The sequence below is a fragment of the Tetragenococcus halophilus subsp. halophilus DSM 20339 genome, assembly GCF_003841405.1.
In the GTDB taxonomy this organism is placed as follows: domain Bacteria; phylum Bacillota; class Bacilli; order Lactobacillales; family Enterococcaceae; genus Tetragenococcus; species Tetragenococcus halophilus.
The window spans coordinates 854,288-873,199 of record NZ_PXYA01000001.1; the positions used below are offsets into that span (position 1 = coordinate 854,288).

Annotated in this window: 17 protein-coding genes and 1 tRNA gene; 5 read left to right on the forward strand and 13 right to left on the reverse strand. The window is 36.6% G+C overall.

Annotation, left to right across the window (positions count from 1 at the left end; genetic code table 11):
• Positions 1-274: 274 nt before the first annotated feature.
• From ltrA to rpoN, 11 genes are all read right to left on the reverse strand, one after another.
• Entirely contained in the window at positions 275-1,573 is a 1,299-nt protein-coding gene (gene ltrA, locus C7K42_RS04000) for a group II intron reverse transcriptase/maturase (protein ID WP_124175396.1), read from the reverse strand.
• A 526-nt stretch (positions 1,574-2,099) separates the two neighbouring features.
• The gene (gene smpB, locus C7K42_RS04010) at positions 2,100-2,558 is read right to left on the reverse strand and encodes an SsrA-binding protein SmpB (RefSeq protein WP_103097691.1); all 459 of its coding nucleotides are present in this window, start codon (positions 2,556-2,558) and stop codon (positions 2,100-2,102) included.
• Between the two features lie 23 nt (positions 2,559-2,581).
• Positions 2,582-4,900, reverse strand: a complete 2,319-nt coding sequence (gene rnr / locus C7K42_RS04015; RefSeq protein ID WP_103099950.1) for a ribonuclease R — start codon at positions 4,898-4,900, stop codon at positions 2,582-2,584.
• Between the two features lie 2 nt (positions 4,901-4,902).
• Positions 4,903-5,658, reverse strand: coding sequence for an alpha/beta hydrolase (locus C7K42_RS04020; RefSeq protein ID WP_069029053.1), 756 nt, complete (start codon positions 5,656-5,658; stop codon positions 4,903-4,905).
• A gap of 76 nt (positions 5,659-5,734) precedes the next feature.
• A complete protein-coding gene (secG, locus tag C7K42_RS04025) occupies positions 5,735-5,971 on the reverse strand; it encodes a preprotein translocase subunit SecG (protein ID WP_014125140.1) in 237 nt (78 codons plus the stop codon).
• A 358-nt stretch (positions 5,972-6,329) separates the two neighbouring features.
• On the reverse strand, positions 6,330-7,631 hold the full coding sequence (eno, locus tag C7K42_RS04030) for a phosphopyruvate hydratase (protein ID WP_069029054.1): 1,302 nt from the start codon (positions 7,629-7,631) through the stop codon (positions 6,330-6,332).
• A gap of 96 nt (positions 7,632-7,727) precedes the next feature.
• Complete coding sequence (gene tpiA / locus C7K42_RS04035; RefSeq protein ID WP_014125142.1) at positions 7,728-8,483, reverse strand: triose-phosphate isomerase; 756 nt, start codon at positions 8,481-8,483, stop codon at positions 7,728-7,730.
• Between the two features lie 41 nt (positions 8,484-8,524).
• Positions 8,525-9,715, reverse strand: coding sequence for a phosphoglycerate kinase (locus C7K42_RS04040; RefSeq protein WP_014125143.1), 1,191 nt, complete (start codon positions 9,713-9,715; stop codon positions 8,525-8,527).
• A gap of 117 nt (positions 9,716-9,832) precedes the next feature.
• Positions 9,833-10,834: a type I glyceraldehyde-3-phosphate dehydrogenase gene (gene gap, locus C7K42_RS04045; RefSeq protein WP_014125144.1), complete on the reverse strand. Its 1,002-nt coding sequence runs from the start codon at positions 10,832-10,834 to the stop codon at positions 9,833-9,835.
• A 38-nt stretch (positions 10,835-10,872) separates the two neighbouring features.
• Positions 10,873-11,910, reverse strand: a complete 1,038-nt coding sequence (locus C7K42_RS04050; protein ID WP_014125145.1) for a sugar-binding transcriptional regulator — start codon at positions 11,908-11,910, stop codon at positions 10,873-10,875.
• 284 nt (positions 11,911-12,194) lie between these two features.
• Complete coding sequence (gene rpoN, locus C7K42_RS04055; protein ID WP_014125146.1) at positions 12,195-13,505, reverse strand: RNA polymerase factor sigma-54; 1,311 nt, start codon at positions 13,503-13,505, stop codon at positions 12,195-12,197.
• A 56-nt stretch (positions 13,506-13,561) separates the two neighbouring features.
• Between rpoN and C7K42_RS04060 the strand changes: the two genes are divergently transcribed.
• From C7K42_RS04060 to C7K42_RS04070, 3 genes are all read left to right on the forward strand, one after another.
• A tRNA-Arg gene (locus C7K42_RS04060) sits at positions 13,562-13,633 on the forward strand.
• 248 nt (positions 13,634-13,881) lie between these two features.
• Positions 13,882-14,235 (forward strand): hypothetical protein, encoded by a 354-nt coding sequence (locus C7K42_RS04065; protein WP_014125147.1) that lies wholly within the window; start codon positions 13,882-13,884, stop codon positions 14,233-14,235.
• Between the two features lie 96 nt (positions 14,236-14,331).
• A complete protein-coding gene (locus C7K42_RS04070; RefSeq protein WP_041591840.1) occupies positions 14,332-15,126 on the forward strand; it encodes a glycerophosphodiester phosphodiesterase in 795 nt (264 codons plus the stop codon).
• Between the two features lie 265 nt (positions 15,127-15,391).
• Here C7K42_RS04070 and rpoE read toward each other — a convergent pair whose 3' ends face one another.
• Together rpoE and C7K42_RS04080 are read right to left on the reverse strand one after the other, a co-directional pair.
• On the reverse strand, positions 15,392-15,994 hold the full coding sequence (gene rpoE, locus C7K42_RS04075; RefSeq protein WP_041591841.1) for a DNA-directed RNA polymerase subunit delta: 603 nt from the start codon (positions 15,992-15,994) through the stop codon (positions 15,392-15,394).
• Positions 15,995-16,078: 84 nt separating this feature from the next.
• Entirely contained in the window at positions 16,079-16,516 is a 438-nt protein-coding gene (locus C7K42_RS04080; protein ID WP_014125150.1) for a YwiB family protein, read from the reverse strand.
• Between the two features lie 233 nt (positions 16,517-16,749).
• Here C7K42_RS04080 and C7K42_RS04085 point away from each other — a divergent pair, with 233 nt between their 5' ends.
• Complete coding sequence (locus tag C7K42_RS04085; RefSeq protein ID WP_103099951.1) at positions 16,750-17,565, forward strand: lipoate--protein ligase family protein; 816 nt, start codon at positions 16,750-16,752, stop codon at positions 17,563-17,565.
• Positions 17,549-18,907, forward strand: coding sequence for an HD domain-containing protein (locus C7K42_RS04090; protein ID WP_103099952.1), 1,359 nt, complete (start codon positions 17,549-17,551; stop codon positions 18,905-18,907). The genes C7K42_RS04085 and C7K42_RS04090 overlap by 17 nt, the downstream gene beginning before the upstream one ends.
• The last annotated feature ends 5 nt before the right edge of the window (positions 18,908-18,912 follow it).

Sequence of the window (18,912 nt, forward strand, 5' to 3'; positions counted from 1 at the left end):
ATATCATACCACCATAAAAAGAAAATTTCAAAAGATTTTCATCAATAATCCCTACAAATAGGTCATTGAAAAAACAAATTGAAAACTTAGAATGCCAAAGTTTTATCAATGACAAAAAATAAGTCGCTATTTCTTTTTTACTAAAGGGATTCTTACAATCAATTATACCAAATCTTATCTTAAAATCAAATAGGGTAGAGGGGAAATAAATTTCCGCCCCTCCCGTCGCACCGTACGTACGGTTCTCGTATACGGCGCTCCATTTGTATTGTTTTCACGCTTGATTAAGATAGTAATTTAAAGGATTGACCAATCCAGGTCGATCCTTTTTCTTTATGGCTAAAACTTTCGGACTTAGGATAAAATTGACGACGTCCATACCACATTTCCTATACCAACCTAACCTCGAATTTGCCACCTTATAAATATTCTCTTTGGTAAAATGGCATTTGAATAATCGGTTTAATTGTTGTAGATTCGTATAGATTCGTTGTGGCAGTTTCCATTGCTTTATGATGATCACTCGGACTTTATGTCGTAGCCATTGTCCAAACTTTGCTAGATAGGTTTTCATACGCCCGATACGGTAGTAATTGATCCAGCCTCTTATCGTTTGGTTTAGTTTCGTGAATGTCACCGCTAAAGGTCGCGACACCGCCTGTTTTCTTTTAAGGATGGCTTTGGTTTTGTCATAGAGCTTTGTTTTACTGACTTTGCTCGGTTTACACTGCCACCCCTTTTGGTTCTTCCAAAAGGTAAACCCTAAAAATTGACTCTGTATCGGTCGTACAACCTTGGTTTTTGTGACGTTCACTCGTAAGGAAAGCTTTCTTTCAATCCAATTCGTAATAGATTTCATTACACGATTGGCTGCCCGCTCACTTTTGACAAAGATATCCGCGTCGTCCGCATAACGAACAAAACGTAGCCCCCTTGCTTCTAACTCTTTATCCAATTTATTCAGATAAATATTCGCTAAAAGGGGACTTAAAGGGCCGCCTTGCGGAACGCCTGTTTCATTCGGACGAACAAAGCCATTTTCCATAATCCCTGCTTTTAAGAAAACACGTATTAAGTGAAGTGTTTCTCTATCTTTGACCCGTTCTCTAAGGGTCGAGATTAATTTATCATGATGAACCGTATCAAAATATTTCTCAATGTCCATATCAATGAGCCATTCATAACCTTCATTCAAGTAATCAAGTACTTTTTCAATCGCTTGATGTGCACTTCGATGGGGACGAAAACCATAACTGCTTTCACTGAAGTGAACATCGAAAATGCGACTCAGCTGTTGCGCGGTTGCTTGTTGTACCACACGATCTACCACGCTTGGAATTCCTAAAGGTCTTTGTTTTCCATCGGGTTTAGGGATATAAACTCGTTTGACTGTTTTCGGACGGTAAGTCATCGATCGAATCTCTTGAACAAGAGAATGTCCGTGTTGATTGAAGTAATGGTCAAGTTCGTCGACTGTCATTTTATCAACACCCGGAGCGCCTTTATTCTTTCTGACCTGCTCGATGGCTTGTCTCATATTTTGATGACTCGTGATCTTTTCAATGAATCTCATGCGCTGTTCCTCCTCTAGACGTAGATGGATCCAAGATCGCCCTCACTACTTTTCCCATCGATAGTTACGTTCTACCGTTCTAGGGTATCCTCATTTCCAGACTGCTTGGATATTTTCTTCTAGCGATTCACACTATACAAACATTCAGCCCTTCACTACATGAGGCAGTAGCTACTATGGCCTCAGCTGACTTCTTACGACAAACCTTTTTCGACCGTTCACAAACGTCCGTAAGATCTCCCAGGGTAAGACATTTATCTTTCTCTCCACAACCTCTTGATTTACTGTCTTGGTTTTACGTTTACCTTTTGGACTTCGGCTTGTATTGCAGCCTTTTCCCCCATTTAGCCTCATCAAGTTCCTGTACGTAGGCTCAAGAGATTTGCGCCACCACTTCCTTCACCCCATCATCACTGATTTCGGCTTGTGGCTCGCTACACTTGGCGGTAACTACCCGTGACTAGACTTTCACTAGCTAGATAAATGCCATGCCTGGCACACAATAAAGACCATTGACAGCACAAAGTCAATAGTCTTTTAATGCACGTTGTATTTCACGTTCTTGATCTTTCCGTTTTAGTGTTTCACGTTTATCATGTTCTCTTTTCCCTTTTGCTAGACCAACAAGTACTTTAGCGTAGCCATTTTTAATGTATACTTTCAATGGAATAACAGTGATTCCTTTTTTCTGCGTTTCCTCCTGTAATTTAGCAATTTGTTTTTTATGCATTAACAATTTACGACTTCTTAGAGGATCATGATTAAATAAGTTCCCTTGATCATAAGGGCTAATATGCACATTGAATAAATAAGCTTCACCATTGCGAAAACGGACAAAGCCGTCTTTTAGATTGATTCTACTATTTCTGATCGATTTGATCTCTGTTCCTTGTAATGAGACGCCGGCTTCTATCGTATCAAGAATGGTATAATCATGTCTTGCTTTTCTATTTTGAGCAACTAGTTTTCCATCACCTTTTGGCATATAGCTGGCCTCCCTGTCTTAACTTATTTCTTTTTCTTTGTCTTTTTTGGAACATCTTTATAGAATGGCTTCTTTCCTTTATTTTTAGTTTTTTTACTTTTTTTCCTTCTGCTTGTACCTTCCTTATTTTTCCTAGCTTGTTTATGATTTTGTTGTTTATTCGTTTGAACGGGCGTAACTTCTTGCGCATCTACCAATTCAAAATCCACTTCTCTAGTATCAGGATCTGCCTTTGTCACCCGTACCTTTACTTGTTGACCGATTTTAAAGGTTTGGTTTGTGTGTTCTCCAACCAAAGCAAGCTGACTTTCAACAAATTGAAAATAATCGTTTTGTAATTCACTTACATGAATCAAGCCTTCTATGGTATTAGGTAATTCAACAAAAAAACCAAATTTAACAACGGAACTAATGACACCTTCAAATTCTTCATCAATATGATCTTGCATAAATTCTGCTTTTTTCATCGAATCAACATCGCGTTCACACTCTACAGCACGTCGCTCCATATCAGAGCTATGCTGTGCGATCTCAGGAATTTTTTCCGCCCATTTCTCTTGTTTCTTTTCTGATTTATCTTCACTGTATGAACGAATCAAACGATGAACCAACAAATCAGGATAACGACGAATAGGAGAAGTAAAATGTGTATAATGTTCTGCTGCTAAACCGTAGTGACCTACATTTTCTTCTGAATAACGTGCTTGTTGCATACTACGTAACAACATCGTATTAATAACTTTACTTTCTGGTCTTTCAGCCGCATCTTCCACTACCTTTTGTAAATCTTTAGGGCTGATCGAACCCTTTTTACTCTTAACTAAAATTCCTAAAGTCGCTGCAAAATCAAAAAACTGCTGCAGCTTTTCTTCTTTTGGCTCTTCATGAATACGATAAATAAAAGGTAAATTTGCTTGTTGATAATGTTTAGCGATCGTTTCATTGGCACAAAGCATAAAGGACTCAATAATACGTTCACCTATGCCTCTTTGCCTTAAAATAATATCTAGAGGATGGCCATTTTCATCAACAACGACTTGTGCTTCGTTATCTTCAAAGGTTAAAGCTCCTCGTTTATCACGCATCGTTTCTAAACATTCATGTAATTCTTTCATCGCTTGAAACATCGGTACAAGTTCTTTATAGCGCGCCATCGTTTCTGGATTTTCATCTTCCAAAATTTCATTAACCGCCGTGTAAGACATACGTTCACTGGTTTTAATGACACTTGGAAATATATCATAAGAAACGACACTTCCTTGTTCATCAATTTCCATCTCACAACTCATGGCAAGTCGTGGGACTTGAGGATTTAACGAACAAATTCCATTAGACAAGCGTTGCGGCAGCATAGGAACAACACGATCAGTTAGATAAACACTTGTACCACGTTTTAAGGCTTCTTTATCTAATGGACTATTTTCAGTAACATAGTAAGAAACATCTGCGATATGCACAGCTAAAAAGAAATGTCCATTTTCTAATTTTTTCACTGAAACTGCATCATCCAAATCTTTGGCTTCTTCACTATCAATCGTTACAATCATTTGATCCTGTCTATCTTTTCGGTCAGGATAATCTTTAGGATCAATCGAGTCAGGAACTTGTTCAGCTTGCTCAATGACTTCTTCAGGAAATTCTGTAGGCACATCATGAGCTGCTAAAACTGTTAGAATATCCATTCCTGGCTCATCTTTATGACCGATAATATTTTTTACGATTCCCTCTAAACTATCTTCATAACCTTTTTCAGGATAATGAGTGATCTCAGCAATCACAATATTTCCTTCTACCGGACGGATGCCTGTAGCGGAAATAAATACTTTAAAACCGGAAAGTTTTTTATCTTTAGGTGAAATTACCCCATACAAATCAGTATCTGCAATTTCATCTTCAGAAAACAAATGGAACTCTCCAACGATTTGTGTGAGATTTCTTTGACGTACTTCCACAATACGACCTTCAGCTCCCAGTTCATCAGCAGGATCTGACAGTTTAGTAATATCAATAGCCACCAAATCCCCATCCATAGCATAAGCAGTGTTTTCTTTAGCAATATAAACGTCATCTTCTTCTGGATCAATCGTCACAAAACCAAAACCACGCTCATTCGCTCGGAATGTTCCTTCCACTAGTACCTGCTTGGGCGGCAATTTTATTTTTCCTTTTTTATTGAAAACAACTAATTGTTCTCTTTCCATTGTTGCTACGGTTTGCACTAAAGCTTTGAAATCATTGCTTTTACCTAATCCTAGGTTTTCTGCAATTTCTTCTATGGAAAAACTTTTTTTAGAACTGTTTTCCATAAAATGCAAAACCTTAGTTTTTATCGTCTCTTTCATCTTCATTCCTCATTCCAGGGTAAGCTTTCCAGATAAGCAAGCACGTCCTTTTCAAATGCTTTTCTTTCAGGCCCTACAGTGACCACATGATCACTTTGTGGATACCATTGTAAAGTCATTTTGCTTTGTTCCAAAGCTTGCGCAGTTTTAAAAACTGTCGAAGCATCGATCATCCGATCTTGACCCGATTGAGCCAAAAAGACTGGAACTTTAACCGCACTCACTTTTTTACTGACGCTTTCTGAAAAGCTCTCTATTCCTTTTAATTGTTTTTTTGCACTATCTGCGATTTTTGGCAGCTTTTCATTAATTTTTTCTTGCGCTAGCCCCGCATAATTTAAAACATTTTTTGCGTATAGATAAAAGTTTTCTGGCACATTTGTCTCTGTTTTAAATATTGGAGAACAAAAACTTCCGCCACCAATAATCGCAGAATCATTTTTCGTTAATGCATCCATTGACATGATACCACCCATAGACAATCCAAATACAGCAAGCTGTTTATAGCCTTTATTTTTCAAATAATCAATAGCAGTTTGGGTATCTTGTGCCCAAGCATCAACTTCTTGGTCTAAAATATCTTGCGGGTCCAATGTTCCATGACCTTTAAACATTGGCGCATAAACTGTGTAGTTTACTTTTTCTAAAAAACGACAAAGCATACGAACATCATTAGGACTTCCAGAGTAGGCATGTAAAAAAATAACCGCTCTTTTCCCATGTTCTTCTAGTAATGGTTTAGGTAAATTCATCTGCATTGTTTAACACCTCTTTTTTATTTTACCATAAAAAAAGAGTTTGAGAATAATGCTCAAACCCTTTGCTAACTATTTTCTATTGAGAAGATAACAATACTAAAACAAATAACAAAACCATCCAAATTGTACCTAGTATTGCTGTTGAACGTTTCATAACCGCCTCAAAACCTCTAGCCTTTTGTTTGCCAAAAAGATTATCTGCACCGCCAGTAAAAGCACTGGCTGCACTATTTTGTTTACTTGGTTGCAGCATAATTGTGATAACTAAAATGACAGAAAGCACTAATACTGCACTTAATATTAAACTGTACAAGCTCTTATCCCTCACCTTCGTTTGTTATCGTCTAGTACACTTTAGCATAATTTTATGCGCTTGGCTAGTGTTAGATAATTGTTCAAAGATAGAAAGTGGAAATCTACTTGATCTCCCTTTAGTCAAAGAATATTTCTTTCAAGTGCTAGCTTTCTTAAATTTTTGACAGTCCAACATAGGGCGTCTATCCGAAATTCACTTTCCATGTTTGAAAAGGTGGGGTGTATTTCTTTGCTACGCTACCTAAAATCCTAAACATAAGGGTTTTTAGCTGCTTTATAAAATAATGAAATCCAGATCTTTCTTCTCATTAAAAAAAGCTGAGACATTTTAGTCCCAGCTTCTCTAATTCTTTAATTTATTTATTAGCTAAGTTGTAAAAGGATTTTAGTCCTTTGTATTGTGCAACTTCACCTAATTGGTCTTCAATGCGTAGTAATTGATTGTATTTAGCAATACGATCAGTACGTGACAATGAACCTGTCTTGATTTGGCCAGCATTTGTAGCCACTGCAATATCAGCAATTGTTGTATCCTCTGTTTCACCAGAACGATGAGAAACAACAGCAGTATAGCCAGCTTCCTTAGCCATTTCAATAGCATCAAAGGTTTCTGTCAATGTTCCAATTTGGTTAACTTTAATTAGGATTGAATTGGAAACACCCATATCAATTCCTTTTTGAAGGATTTCAGTATTTGTAACAAACAAATCGTCTCCAATCAATTGAACTTTATCACCTAGGCGATCTGTAAGTAATTTCCAACCATCCCAGTCATTTTCGTCCATTCCATCTTCAATGGAAAGAAGAGGGTATTTGTTTACTAATTCTTCAATATAATCTGCTTGTTCAGCTGCAGAACGTTTAGCACCATTAGGACCTTCAAATTTTGTATAGTCATAAACGCCGTCTTCATAAAATTCAGAAGCGGCCACGTCAAAACCTAAATAAACATCTTTACCAGGTGTTAAACCAGCTTTTTCGATAGCAGCAACAATTGTTTCAACTGCATCTTCAGTTCCTTCAAAACGAGGAGCAAATCCACCTTCATCACCAACAGCTGTTTCTAAGCCACGTTCACTTAACAAACTTTTCAAAGCATGGAAAGTTTCTGCACCCCAACGTAGCGCTTCGCGGAAAGTTTTAGCGCCTACTGGCAAAATTTTGAATTCTTGGAAAGCGATTGGTGCATCAGAATGAGACCCACCATTAACGATATTCATCATAGGTGTAGGCAATACTTTACTATTGAATCCGCCTAAATAGTGATATAAAGGAATTTCTAAATAGTCAGCAGCTGCACGTGCAACAGCAAGTGATACACCAAGAATGGCATTAGCACCTAATTTTCCTTTGTTTGGGGTACCATCAAGTGCGATCATTGCTTTATCAATCGCCGTTTGGTCACGAACATCAAAACCAATAACTGCGTCAGCAATAATGTTATTTACATTATCAACTGCTTTTGTTACACCTTTACCTCCGTAACGGTCTTTATCGCCATCACGTAGTTCTACAGCTTCATGTTCACCTGTTGAAGCACCAGAAGGAACAATACCTCTTCCGAAAGCACCGGATTCTGTAAATACTTCTACCTCAACAGTTGGGTTTCCACGAGAGTCTAGGACTTCGCGTGCATAAACATCACTAATAATTGACATATACTTGTCTCTCCTTTTGAGTATGATTAATCTAAGAGTTACCTCTTATGACTTTATTTAATAATACTATAATTTAAAAGATTTATAAACTCTGTATTATTTCGCTGCCTTAACTAAGTCTAAGAAAGAATCAGCTTTCAAGCTAGCACCGCCGACCAATGCACCATCAACATTTTCTTTTGCCATATATTCAGCAATGTTTTCTGGTTTCACTGAACCGCCGTATTGAATACGTACTTTTTCAGCAGTATCTTCATCAAACAAGTCCGCTACCTTTTTACGAACAACGCCACAGATTTCATCCGCGATTTTAGCGTCTGCAGATTTACCAGTACCGATTGCCCAAATTGGCTCATAAGCGATAACCATATTAGCTACTTGTTCTTTAGATAGTCCAGCTAAATCTTTGTTGATTTGGCCTTCGATCCATTCGCTTGTTTTACCTGCTTCATAAGTGTCTAAAGTTTCTCCACAGCAAAGGATAGGAAGCATGCCATTATCAAAGATTGCTTTTGCTTTTTTATTGATCTCTTCGTCAGTTTCATGGAAATATTCACGACGTTCAGAGTGACCAATAATAACATAGTCAACACCTAAATCTGCTAAAGCATAAGGAGAAGTTTCTCCTGTGAATGCTCCTGAATTTTCAAAATAGCAATTTTGTGCAGAAATTTGTAATTCAGTTCCTTGAGCTTCATTAACCAATGTTTCTAAAAATAGCGCGGGTGCACCTACAACAGAATCCACTTCTTTATTAGAAGGGATTTTGTTTTTTACAGCTTCAGCAAAATCTTTTGCTTCTTTTGCTGTTAAATTCATTTTCCAGTTTCCCGCAATAATCGGTTTGCGCATATATGAACACTCCTTTATTTAACCTAACTAAAAGTTAAAATTTATTTATCATTAATAGCTGCTAGTCCTGGCAGAGCCTTACCTTCTAATAATTCAAGGCTTGCGCCACCGCCAGTTGAGATATGTGTAAATTTATCAGCAAAACCTAAACTTTCTGCAGCTGCAGCAGAATCTCCGCCACCGATGATTGTTGTTGCGTCTTGTAAACTAGCAATTGCTTCACAAACGCCAATGGTTCCTTTAGCAAAGTTGGACATTTCGAATACGCCCATAGGTCCATTCCATACGACGGTTTTTGCGTCCTTTAAGATGTTGCTAAAGTTCTCGACTGTTTTGGGTCCGATATCTAAGCCCATTTGACCTTCAGGAATAGCCCCTTCATAAGTTTCAGTAGCTACATCATTAGAAAACTCTTTAGCTGTTACAGAATCTACTGGCAAAACTAACTTATCTCCAGCTTTTTCAATTAGAGACTTGGCTAAGTCAACTTTGTCTTCTTCAACCATTGAATTTCCAATATCTTCGCCTTTTGCTTTATAGAAAGTATAAGTCATGCCGCCACCGATTAAAATTTTATCAGCTTTTTCGATTAAGTTTTCGATAACGCCAATTTTATCTGAAACTTTTGCGCCACCTAAAATAGCAACCATTGGACGCTTAGGGTTGTCTACTGCTTCGCCGATAAATTCGATTTCTTTTTCCATTAAGAAACCAGCGACCGTTGGAATGCCTGTAGAAGCAATTCCTACGTTTGAAGCATGAGAACGGTGCGCTGTACCAAAAGCGTCATTTACAAAAACGTCTCCTAATGAAGCCCAGTATTTTCCAAGCTCAGGGTCATTTTTACTTTCTTTTTTACCTTCGATATCTTCAAAACGAGTATTTTCGAAAACGACGATTTCTCCGTTTTGCAAGTTATCGATTGCTTGTTCTAATTTTTCCCCACGCGTTTCTGGAACAAATGTCACATTACGGTCTAAAAGTTCACCTAAGCGATCAGCAACTGGAGCTAAAGATTTGCCTTCTTTATCTTCTTCTGTCTTCACACGGCCTAAGTGTGAAAACAAAATGGCTTTACCGCCGTGTTGAGATACATATTTAATCGTTGGAAGTGCTGCTTTGATTCGAGTATCATCTGTGATGGCACCATCTTTTACTGGCACGTTAAAATCTGCACGAACCAATACTTTTTTTCCTTTTAAATCAACATCTTCAACTGTTTTTTTAGCCATGGATCTGCCTCCTAAATAACAATTTCTTAAAAAAAGCGGAGAAGCGCGTCGCTTCCCCGCTTTTATTTCTTAAATTCAAATGAATCATATTAGCAAGTGAATTTATTCAACAACGGCTTATAAAGTTGTTGCAAAATATTCTAACGTACGAACCATGTTTGAAGTAAATCCATATTCATTATCGTACCAAGCAACAGCTTTAACTAATTGTTCCCCATTTTCGCCTTCCATAACAGCAGTTTGGGTAGCGTCAAAGATAGATCCAGCAGCATAGCCGATAATATCAGAAGAAACAATATCGTCTTCGTTATAAGCAAATGCATCAGATGAAACTTCTTTCATTGCTGCGTTTACTTCATCAACTGAAACTTTTTTGTTCAATACGCCGTATAGGTTAGTGATTGAACCAGTAATTGTTGGCACACGCAAAGCAGTACCATCAACACGACCATTGATTTCTGGAATAACTTTACCAACTGCTTTAGCTGCTCCTGTTGTTGCAGGTATAATGTTTGCAGCACCAGCACGGCTCTTACGTCCACCTGGAGCATCTTGCAAGTTTTGAGTAGAAGTATAAGAGTGAACAGTTGTCATTAACGCACGGTCAACGCCAAACTTATCATTTAACACCTTAACAACTGGTGCTAAGCAGTTTGTTGTACATGAAGCAGCTGAAACAATGTTATCTTCTGCAGTGATTGTTTCATGGTTTACACCATAAACAACTAATTTAGTATCTTTTGATTTTGCTGGTGCTGAAATCAACACTTTTTTAGCACCTGCATCAATATGAGCATGAGCGTCTGCTGCATCAGTGAATAATCCAGTACATTCTAATACTAAGTCAACGCCATTTTCTTTCCAAGGTAATTGACTAGGATCTTTTTCAGCATATGCTTTGATATCTTTACCATCTACAACTAGCGCGTCTTCTTTAACTTCTACGCTGTATGGGAAACGACCTTGTGCTGTGTCATATTTCAAAAGATAAGCCAAGTCTTCGTTGTCAGTTAAATCGTTAATTGCGACAACTTCTAATTCATCGCTTGCTTCTAAGATACGACGTAAAGCTAAACGACCAATACGTCCAAAACCATTAATTGCTACTTTTGTTGACATAATGTGATTTCCTCCTTATGAAAACCAAAAAATTTATTTTAAAGGGTTACCCCTCTTAAAATCTCATTTGCTGCGGCTTCATCAGTGATGAGCCACGTTTGTTGCGGCGCATTTTCCATATACGCCCGAATTGCTTTTGCCTTAGACTTTCCTCCGGCAACAGCAAATATATAAGGAATGTCCCTTATATCTTTTAATTGTAGACCAACTCTAGGGATTTTGTAAACTACTTTGCCATCTTCATCGAAAAAATACCCAAAAGATTCCGCGACTGCATTTTTTCTTTTCAACATAAGAATTTCTTCTTCCGTCATTTTACGGCGGGCCGCCATATGTAAAGCTCGCCCGATGCTGTGAATCACACATTTCGCCTGGTTGATCAAGTTAAGAACATCTACGATGGAAGGTTCTTTTAACAATGAATCATAGGTTATAGCACTCAATTGTTCTGGGACAAAAAGCGCCCGATAATCACCTTGTGAACGAGTTGCCATTTCAGCACTTACTGAATTAGCTTGCACATTCACCGCTTCACCGATTCCGCCTCTGGCAGGGACAAACAAATTTTTACGCTTAGCGCTTTTAAGATTGGTTAATTGCTTAGCGGCGCGCGCCATTGTTGTACCACCCATCACTGCAATAATATTTTCACCATTAGGTAAATAATTATGCAAAGCTTCATCTAACAAACGACCAAATTCATCCACAACCTTTTTTTGTTGGTCTGAATCGCCGCTTACGATGATACAACGTGCAATACCGAAAATTTCAGCTAATCGTCTTTCATTTTGTTGCATGCCAAAAAGCTGATCCATTGTATCGCCTAATTGTTCGTAGACTTCTTCGCCTTTTTCCGTCAAGCGCATTCCGCTTTTGGAAGTGGCAATTAAATCAAGCTTTTTCAACAAGTCGGTTTCTGTTCGCAATACACGTTCTGTCAAAGCCAAACTTTCCGAAAGACTTCTTCTACCGATAGGTTGCATCCAATAGATACTTTGTAGAATCCGATATCTTTCCTGCAGTACATATAATATGTCTGGCGCGATTGCTTCAATCAATTGTAGTTCACTAAGCATATAATCCCTCCGTGGGACATTAATCGACCAGTATAGACTTAAAACGACCCGTATATTGTAAAAAAAATCAAGCTTGTGTCAAAACTCAATTCCTTACGTTTTTATACTATCATTTTCTGCATTATTTGGCAACTAATTGTCGTTTATATTTCTAATAATTCGGTCACTACATGCGCTCCGCTCTCCTAGTACTGTTCATCAGCTACTCTCAGCTCCCCTTGGTCGCTGAATCGTAGTGATTCACAGCAAAAAGCCATGTTTTAATTACATAGCTTTTTGTGGGTTCAATCGTATCTTTTTCGTTTTGATGAGCCAGCAATATTTAATGCGTCCCGGTACTTAGCAACTGTCCGGCGAGAGATCGCGATGCCTTTATCTTTCATCAATTCTGTAAGTTTTTGGTCAGAGAGTGGCTTTGCCTTATCTTCTTGCTCTACCAATTGTTGCAATAAATGTTTAGCATCATTGGCAGAACTTTCATTAGAATTTTCGCCTATTTTTTTGCTGAAAAAAGATTTTAATTCAAATACACCAAACACAGTTTCCAAATATTTTCCATTTACAGCACGACTCACCGTGGACTCGTGGATTTCTAATTCCTCAGAAATATCTTTTAAGGTTAAAGGTTTTAGCGGACGATCCTTATCTAGAAAAAAGTCCTTTTGATGAGAAACGATCGCCTTTCCTACACGATAAATGGTATCACCACGTTGTTGGACCGTTTTTTTTAGCCATTCATAATCTTGTTGCTTATCTTTTAAATACTTGAGAACTTCTGGGTCTTGGCTTTTTTCCATTCGTTCAAAATAATTTTGTTGAAATTTGATTTCTGGAATACTTTTTCGATTTGATAATACTTTAAGCTCTTGATCGTCTATTTTCACAGTTAAATCAGGAATAATAAACAATCCTTCAGTAGCGCCGTAGATAGCTCCTGGTGTGGGCGTTAAATTTTGAATATAATCAAAAATCTCTTGTACATCGCTTAGAGAAATGTCGAAATTTTTTGCGATTTTTTCCCATTTACGATCTACTAATTCTTTAAACATTTCTTCTAATACAACGTAAGCTAAATGCGGAGCAGAATTATCCCGTTCTGTTTGTAACATTAAACACTCTTGCAAATTACGCGCCCCTACTCCGGCTGGATCTAGCTGCTGAATCAATGTCAATGCATCTAGTAATTGGATCGCAGAACCACCCGTTTTTTCAGCAGCCTCTTTTAATGAAATTTTTAAAAAACCGTTCAAATCAATATACTCAACTAAATACAAAACCAGTTGACGTAAATACGTATCTCGATAGTTTAAATGAACTTGATCAATTAAGTGTTCAAACAAAGAAATAGAGTTATCTGGGATCTGGCTAAGATAATTCATCTCTTCTCCTGAAGATTTACGAGGTTTAGAATAGTTTGAAGAATACGATGGTTCCATAACTTCTAATAAAGGATTTTCCAAAGCTTTGTTATCGATATAATCAATTAAATCTTCTGTATTATACTGCAAAATTTGAATCGACTGCTGTAATTTTTGCGTCATTGCTAATTTCTGTGTCTGGGTTTGTTTTTGAGAAAATTGTTGTTCAAATTTCATTTTTATTACCCCTTGTTTTTTTTCTTAAAATTCGCTAAACTATGTAAGGTGGCTTTGCACCATTAGTGTAGTGGATATCACACAAGATTCCGGTTCTTGAGACGGGGGTTCGACTCCCTCATGGTGCGTTCATGTAACTGATTACAGTATACTTTATACAACATAAAATAGCAAAATCGCTTTATATGAATGATTATAGTTAACAAAAAAATGTGGATTTTTCGTGGGTTTTGCGATATTTCTTAAAATTTTGTGGGACTGTGGCAGGCAATTTAATGGCAAACTTATCTTTTCAAGGTAGGTTTATTTTTTTATCTTTTGTTCGCTTTGCTTTTCGAACGTCAATTCGCGTTATAAAGTAAAGGAGATGATTTTTATGAATACTCTCCACCCTTATCAAGACCATAATAGGTTACAATGGATGAAATTTTATTTATTGGAACATACAGCTAACTTAGCAGCAATGAAGCAACAAGATATTCCTATCCAACCTAAGTCAGAAATGACACCAGAAGAAATTAATGGCGTGCTCACGGAAGCTAGAATAAAGGGTAAATCCATTGAGATACAGACGAGCGAAATCGTAGATGATAGCTTTCCGCCTGATATCGTCGGATATATTAACGGATATAATGAACTAGATTTATACGTAAGACACGATTTTGTGGCGTATGAAAGTATAAGCAATGTAGATTTTTACGAGGATATAAAATGGTTTGATGTAAAGTGATATAATTTTTATTTATCCTCTCTATTTTTTAGATATTCCGCTTCAATTATGATAAGATTGATGCAGTTATTTTATAAGGATTATCTAATATTTATCATGCACAGAACAAAACGAAATATTTTTAAGCCACTTTCTTTGTCACTATTTGTTTTGCTAGTTGTTTCTTTATTTGTAGCTTTTAAGCCAACACCAAAAAATGATTATGTTATCTCCCATCGCGGAGCAAGCGGTGAGGAAATAGAACATACTTTTAAATCTTATGACCTAGCGCTTGGTTATGGCACGAAGTACATTGAACAAGATTTAGTAACATCTAAAGATGGTACATTGTATGTATCACATGATGAAAATGCAGAGCGCTTAACTGGTGTAGATAAAAATTACAAAGACATGACAGATGATGAAATCGCCAAACTACGAACTGATGATGATCAGTATATTTTGAAATTAGAAGATGTTTTTAAAAAGTATGAAGATAGTACGTATTATGCAATTGAGCTAAAAGAAAAAGATAATTCAGGAGCCATAAAGCCTTTTGAAAATCTCGTAAAAAAATACGATTTAGAAGACAAAATTATTGTACAGGCTCGTAACAAAGGGGTACTAGAATCATTAAACACTAGTTTCCCAGGCATGCCAAAGCTAATATTGGTAAATAACGATGATGAACTAGACAATGCTTTAAAACAAGATTATGTAGATATTATAGGTGCAAATGCGGACTTAATGAATAAAGACAACGTAAAAAAAGCGCATGATAACGATAAAGATTTCAATGTTTGGACTTTAAATAGTACAGATGAAATAAAAAAAGCAATTGATTTAAATGTTGATAGCTATTTTACTAATTACACGGCTAAAGCATTAACCATAGAAGATAATTATAGATAGCAAAAAATCTCCCAATCAATGAAGAGTAAAGGCTTTAGTAGTTAAAAAAACGATTATATTTTTTTAATATTTTAGCTTGTCATTGCAACATAATAGCGTTGGCCGCTATGGCTTAGATAGTTAGTTTATATACATGAAAGGATCAAGCAATAAAATTTTATATCTACTTTGCTTGATCCTTTTTTCTATAGAAAAAAGCGCTAAGATATAAACTTTACGGATTATATCTTAGCGTTTGAAATTTTAAAAGAAAAACGATAATTTACTAGACTTGTTCTTCATCCTCATCATCGTCTGTTTCTTCGTCGTCATCATCAACAACGGTTAAATCCTCTTCGATATTTCCTGGTAATTCTTCTTCATAATCATCTGAATTATCAGCACCGATTTCTTGTAAGTCCGAATTGTATTCGGCAATTTCTTCATCATCATCATCGTCATCATCAAAAAGATCATCGTCGTCAGCTGCTACTAAATCAGTATCTTCAGGATCGTCAGCGTTATAGTCAATAACATCTTGATCGCCACCAGCAAAGGCGTTAACCTTATTAGGCGCACGACGTCGCGTTTCATCTTCATCTTCTAGACCATGAGTAACTTCTTCGTTAATCGAATCAAGCGCATACCATGAACGCAGACCCCAACGGTTCTCACCTAATGAAATAAAACTTCCATCTGTGTTCAAATCCGTATAAAATTGAGCCAAAGAAGTCCGAATTTGACCATCTGGAATACCTAAATACTCTTGAGTAGCATTTACTATATCAGAAAAGTCCATGACTTCGCCTTCTTGTTCTAAAATAGCATGAGCAACTTCAACCATCGATAAATCACTTTTATTTACATTTTCAAATACATTAATTTTCAAACAGGACACGTCCTTTCAAATCTAAAGTCAATCATACAAAACTGTCTTAAAAAAAGCAATTTTTTATGAAAAAAATTTACGAAACTAAGCAGAAAATTCTAATAGCAAATCATAACTACCCACTTTTTGTTCTGCCATAAATAAATCATATGCAACTGTAACTTTCCCAGACATTGGATGATCATTTAAAGTAAAATGCAAATCTTTAGTATAAGTCGTTAAAAAAATTGTACCATAGGGAGTTTTATAAGTTGTTTCAAAACTTTTTCCGTAGATAAACTTTAATCGTGAATGCGTTTCTCCTGAGCGTGTCAGTTGAACAGCTCCATCAGGGAAAATTTTCATCGTAACAGGTACTGGCGACATGCCATCTTCTTGTTCTTCTTTGTAACGAATATAAAGAGTGTTTCCCATTCTAATCACTTGTCCACTAATATCAAACAAAAATTCTTCAGCTTCATTTTCTTGTCTTACTTCTGTTTTTAAATGAATTGAGACAGGAATACCTCGCTTTGATTCCATCTTCCATTCTCCTTTACGACAAATCAAGACTGAATTAAGTCACAAGCAATAAAATAACTTTTGCTAGAAAAGGACAAAAATACCAGTCTCCTCTATTTTATTTTTCACATTTTTTTTAATTTGTCAATCAAACGACTTATTTTAACATAAATTAGCAATAAAAATAGTCTAAACCGTTTGCTGATCTTTCTTTGTGGTATATAATAAGGTTATTATTAGAAAAGGATATATAAATGGAAATAAAACTACTTGATCAAGAAACTTTTACTAAAAAAAATGCATTGCTTCCTTTTGCATTAACAGACGTTTTAACCGAAACTGCAGGTAAAACCAATAGCAATTTGCTCCATTTTTGGCAATTTGAACAGACATTTATTCTAGGAATGAAAGATACTCGTGTCGATCATCTAAAGGCTGGCGTGAAGGTCTTAAAAGAAAATCATTATGACCTAGTGATCCGTAATGCTGGCGGTTTAGGTGTCATATCCGATAAGGGGATATTGAATATTTCTTGGATTTTTCCTAAGAGTAATACTTCTATCGACCAAGGTTATGAAAAAATGTTGACCCTCATACAAAATGCTTTTCCTGAATTAACGATTCGGGCATATGAAATCAGCCATTCCTATTGCCCAGGAAAATTTGACTTAAGTGTAGATGGTAAAAAAATTGCAGGTATTGCCCAACGTCGAGTAAAAGAAGGCATTGCAGTCATGATGTATTTAAGTGTTTCCGGAGATCAAAATAAGCGTGGAGAAATCGTTCAAGCGTTCTATCAAAAAAGTTTAACAGAAAACTACGGGAAAAACGGTTATCCAGAAGTCTGGCCACTAACGATGACTACTCTTTCGGATGTCTTACATAAAACGATCTCTATTTCTGAAACTAAGAGGCGCTTTCTCCAAGCTTTAAATATTGACGAAGTCGCCCAAAATGCACTAGATTGGGTAAAGGAAAATAAACAAGAAACACAAATTGAGAACAAATTGGTAAATATGACCAAACGAAATAAACAATTAGAGGAGCTTAACGATGTCCCTAGCTTATAAATATCAAATGCTACCGGTTGAAAAAGTTTTTCGTGACCCGGTGCATAATTATATCCACGTCAATCATCAAGTGATTCTTGATTTAATTAATTCAAAAGAAGTGCAACGTTTACGTCGAATCAAGCAACTAGGTACTTCTTCTTTTACTTTTCATGGCGCCGAGCATAGTCGTTTTTCACACTCTTTAGGCGTTTATGAAATCACTCGGCAAATTTGTGACATTTTTAAACAAACCTATTCCATAGAAAAAATCGGAGAAGAAGGCTGGGATGATTCACAACGTTTAATTGCTTTATGTGCAGCTCTTTTACACGATATTGGCCACGGCCCTTATTCGCATACTTTTGAGCATATTTTTCATACAGATCACGAACAAATTACTGAAGCGATCATTACTTCACCGCAAACTGAAGTTTATCAAATATTGAATCGTGTGGAGGCTGGTTTTCCTGAAAAAGTAGCTAGTGTCATCACTAAAACTTACCCTAACCCACAAGTTGTACAAATGATTTCTAGTCAAATTGATGCAGATCGGATGGATTATTTACTGCGTGATGCTTATTATACAGGCACAAAATACGGCACCTTTGATTTAACAAGAATATTGCAGATGATTCGTCCTTGTAAGAGCGGTATTGTTTTTGCAATGGAGGGTATGCATGCTGTAGAAGATTATATCGTATCAAGATATCAAATGCATATTCAAGTCTATTTCCACCCGAGTTCAAGAGGTATGGAAGTTGGTCTTGAACATTTATTAAACCGTGCGCATGAACTTTTTTTTGCAGAAAAAGAAATGTTTCAAAATACAGCGCAATTGCTCATTCCCTTTTTTAGAGAAAATTTTACATTAGAGGATTATTTACGCTTAGACGATGGGGTATTAAATACTGCTTTTAATCTTTGGACAGAGGCTAATGATCCAGTTTTAAACGATCTTTCCCGCCGTTTCTTAAATCGTAAACCGTTAAAATCTTGTCGCTTTGAACCAGAAACACAGGAAAATTTAATAGAAACAATGGGGCATATTGTGGAAAAAGCTGGCTTTAATCCTAATTACTATACAGCGATTAACTCAAGCTATGATCTACCTTATGATTTTTATCAGCCTAAGTTAGAAAAACATCGTACACAAATTGAGTTGCAACAAAATGACGGGACTCTAACCGAATTATCCCAGGTGAGTCAGTTGGTAGCTGCTTTAGCTGGACAAGAGCAAGGAGATCATCGCTTTTACTTTCCTAAAGAAATGATCGATCCAAAATTGCAAAACGATTCTGATCTGTTTGGCGAAACTTACCGCTTATTTGCTTCTCACATTCATAATGGCGAATTAATTTAACCAAA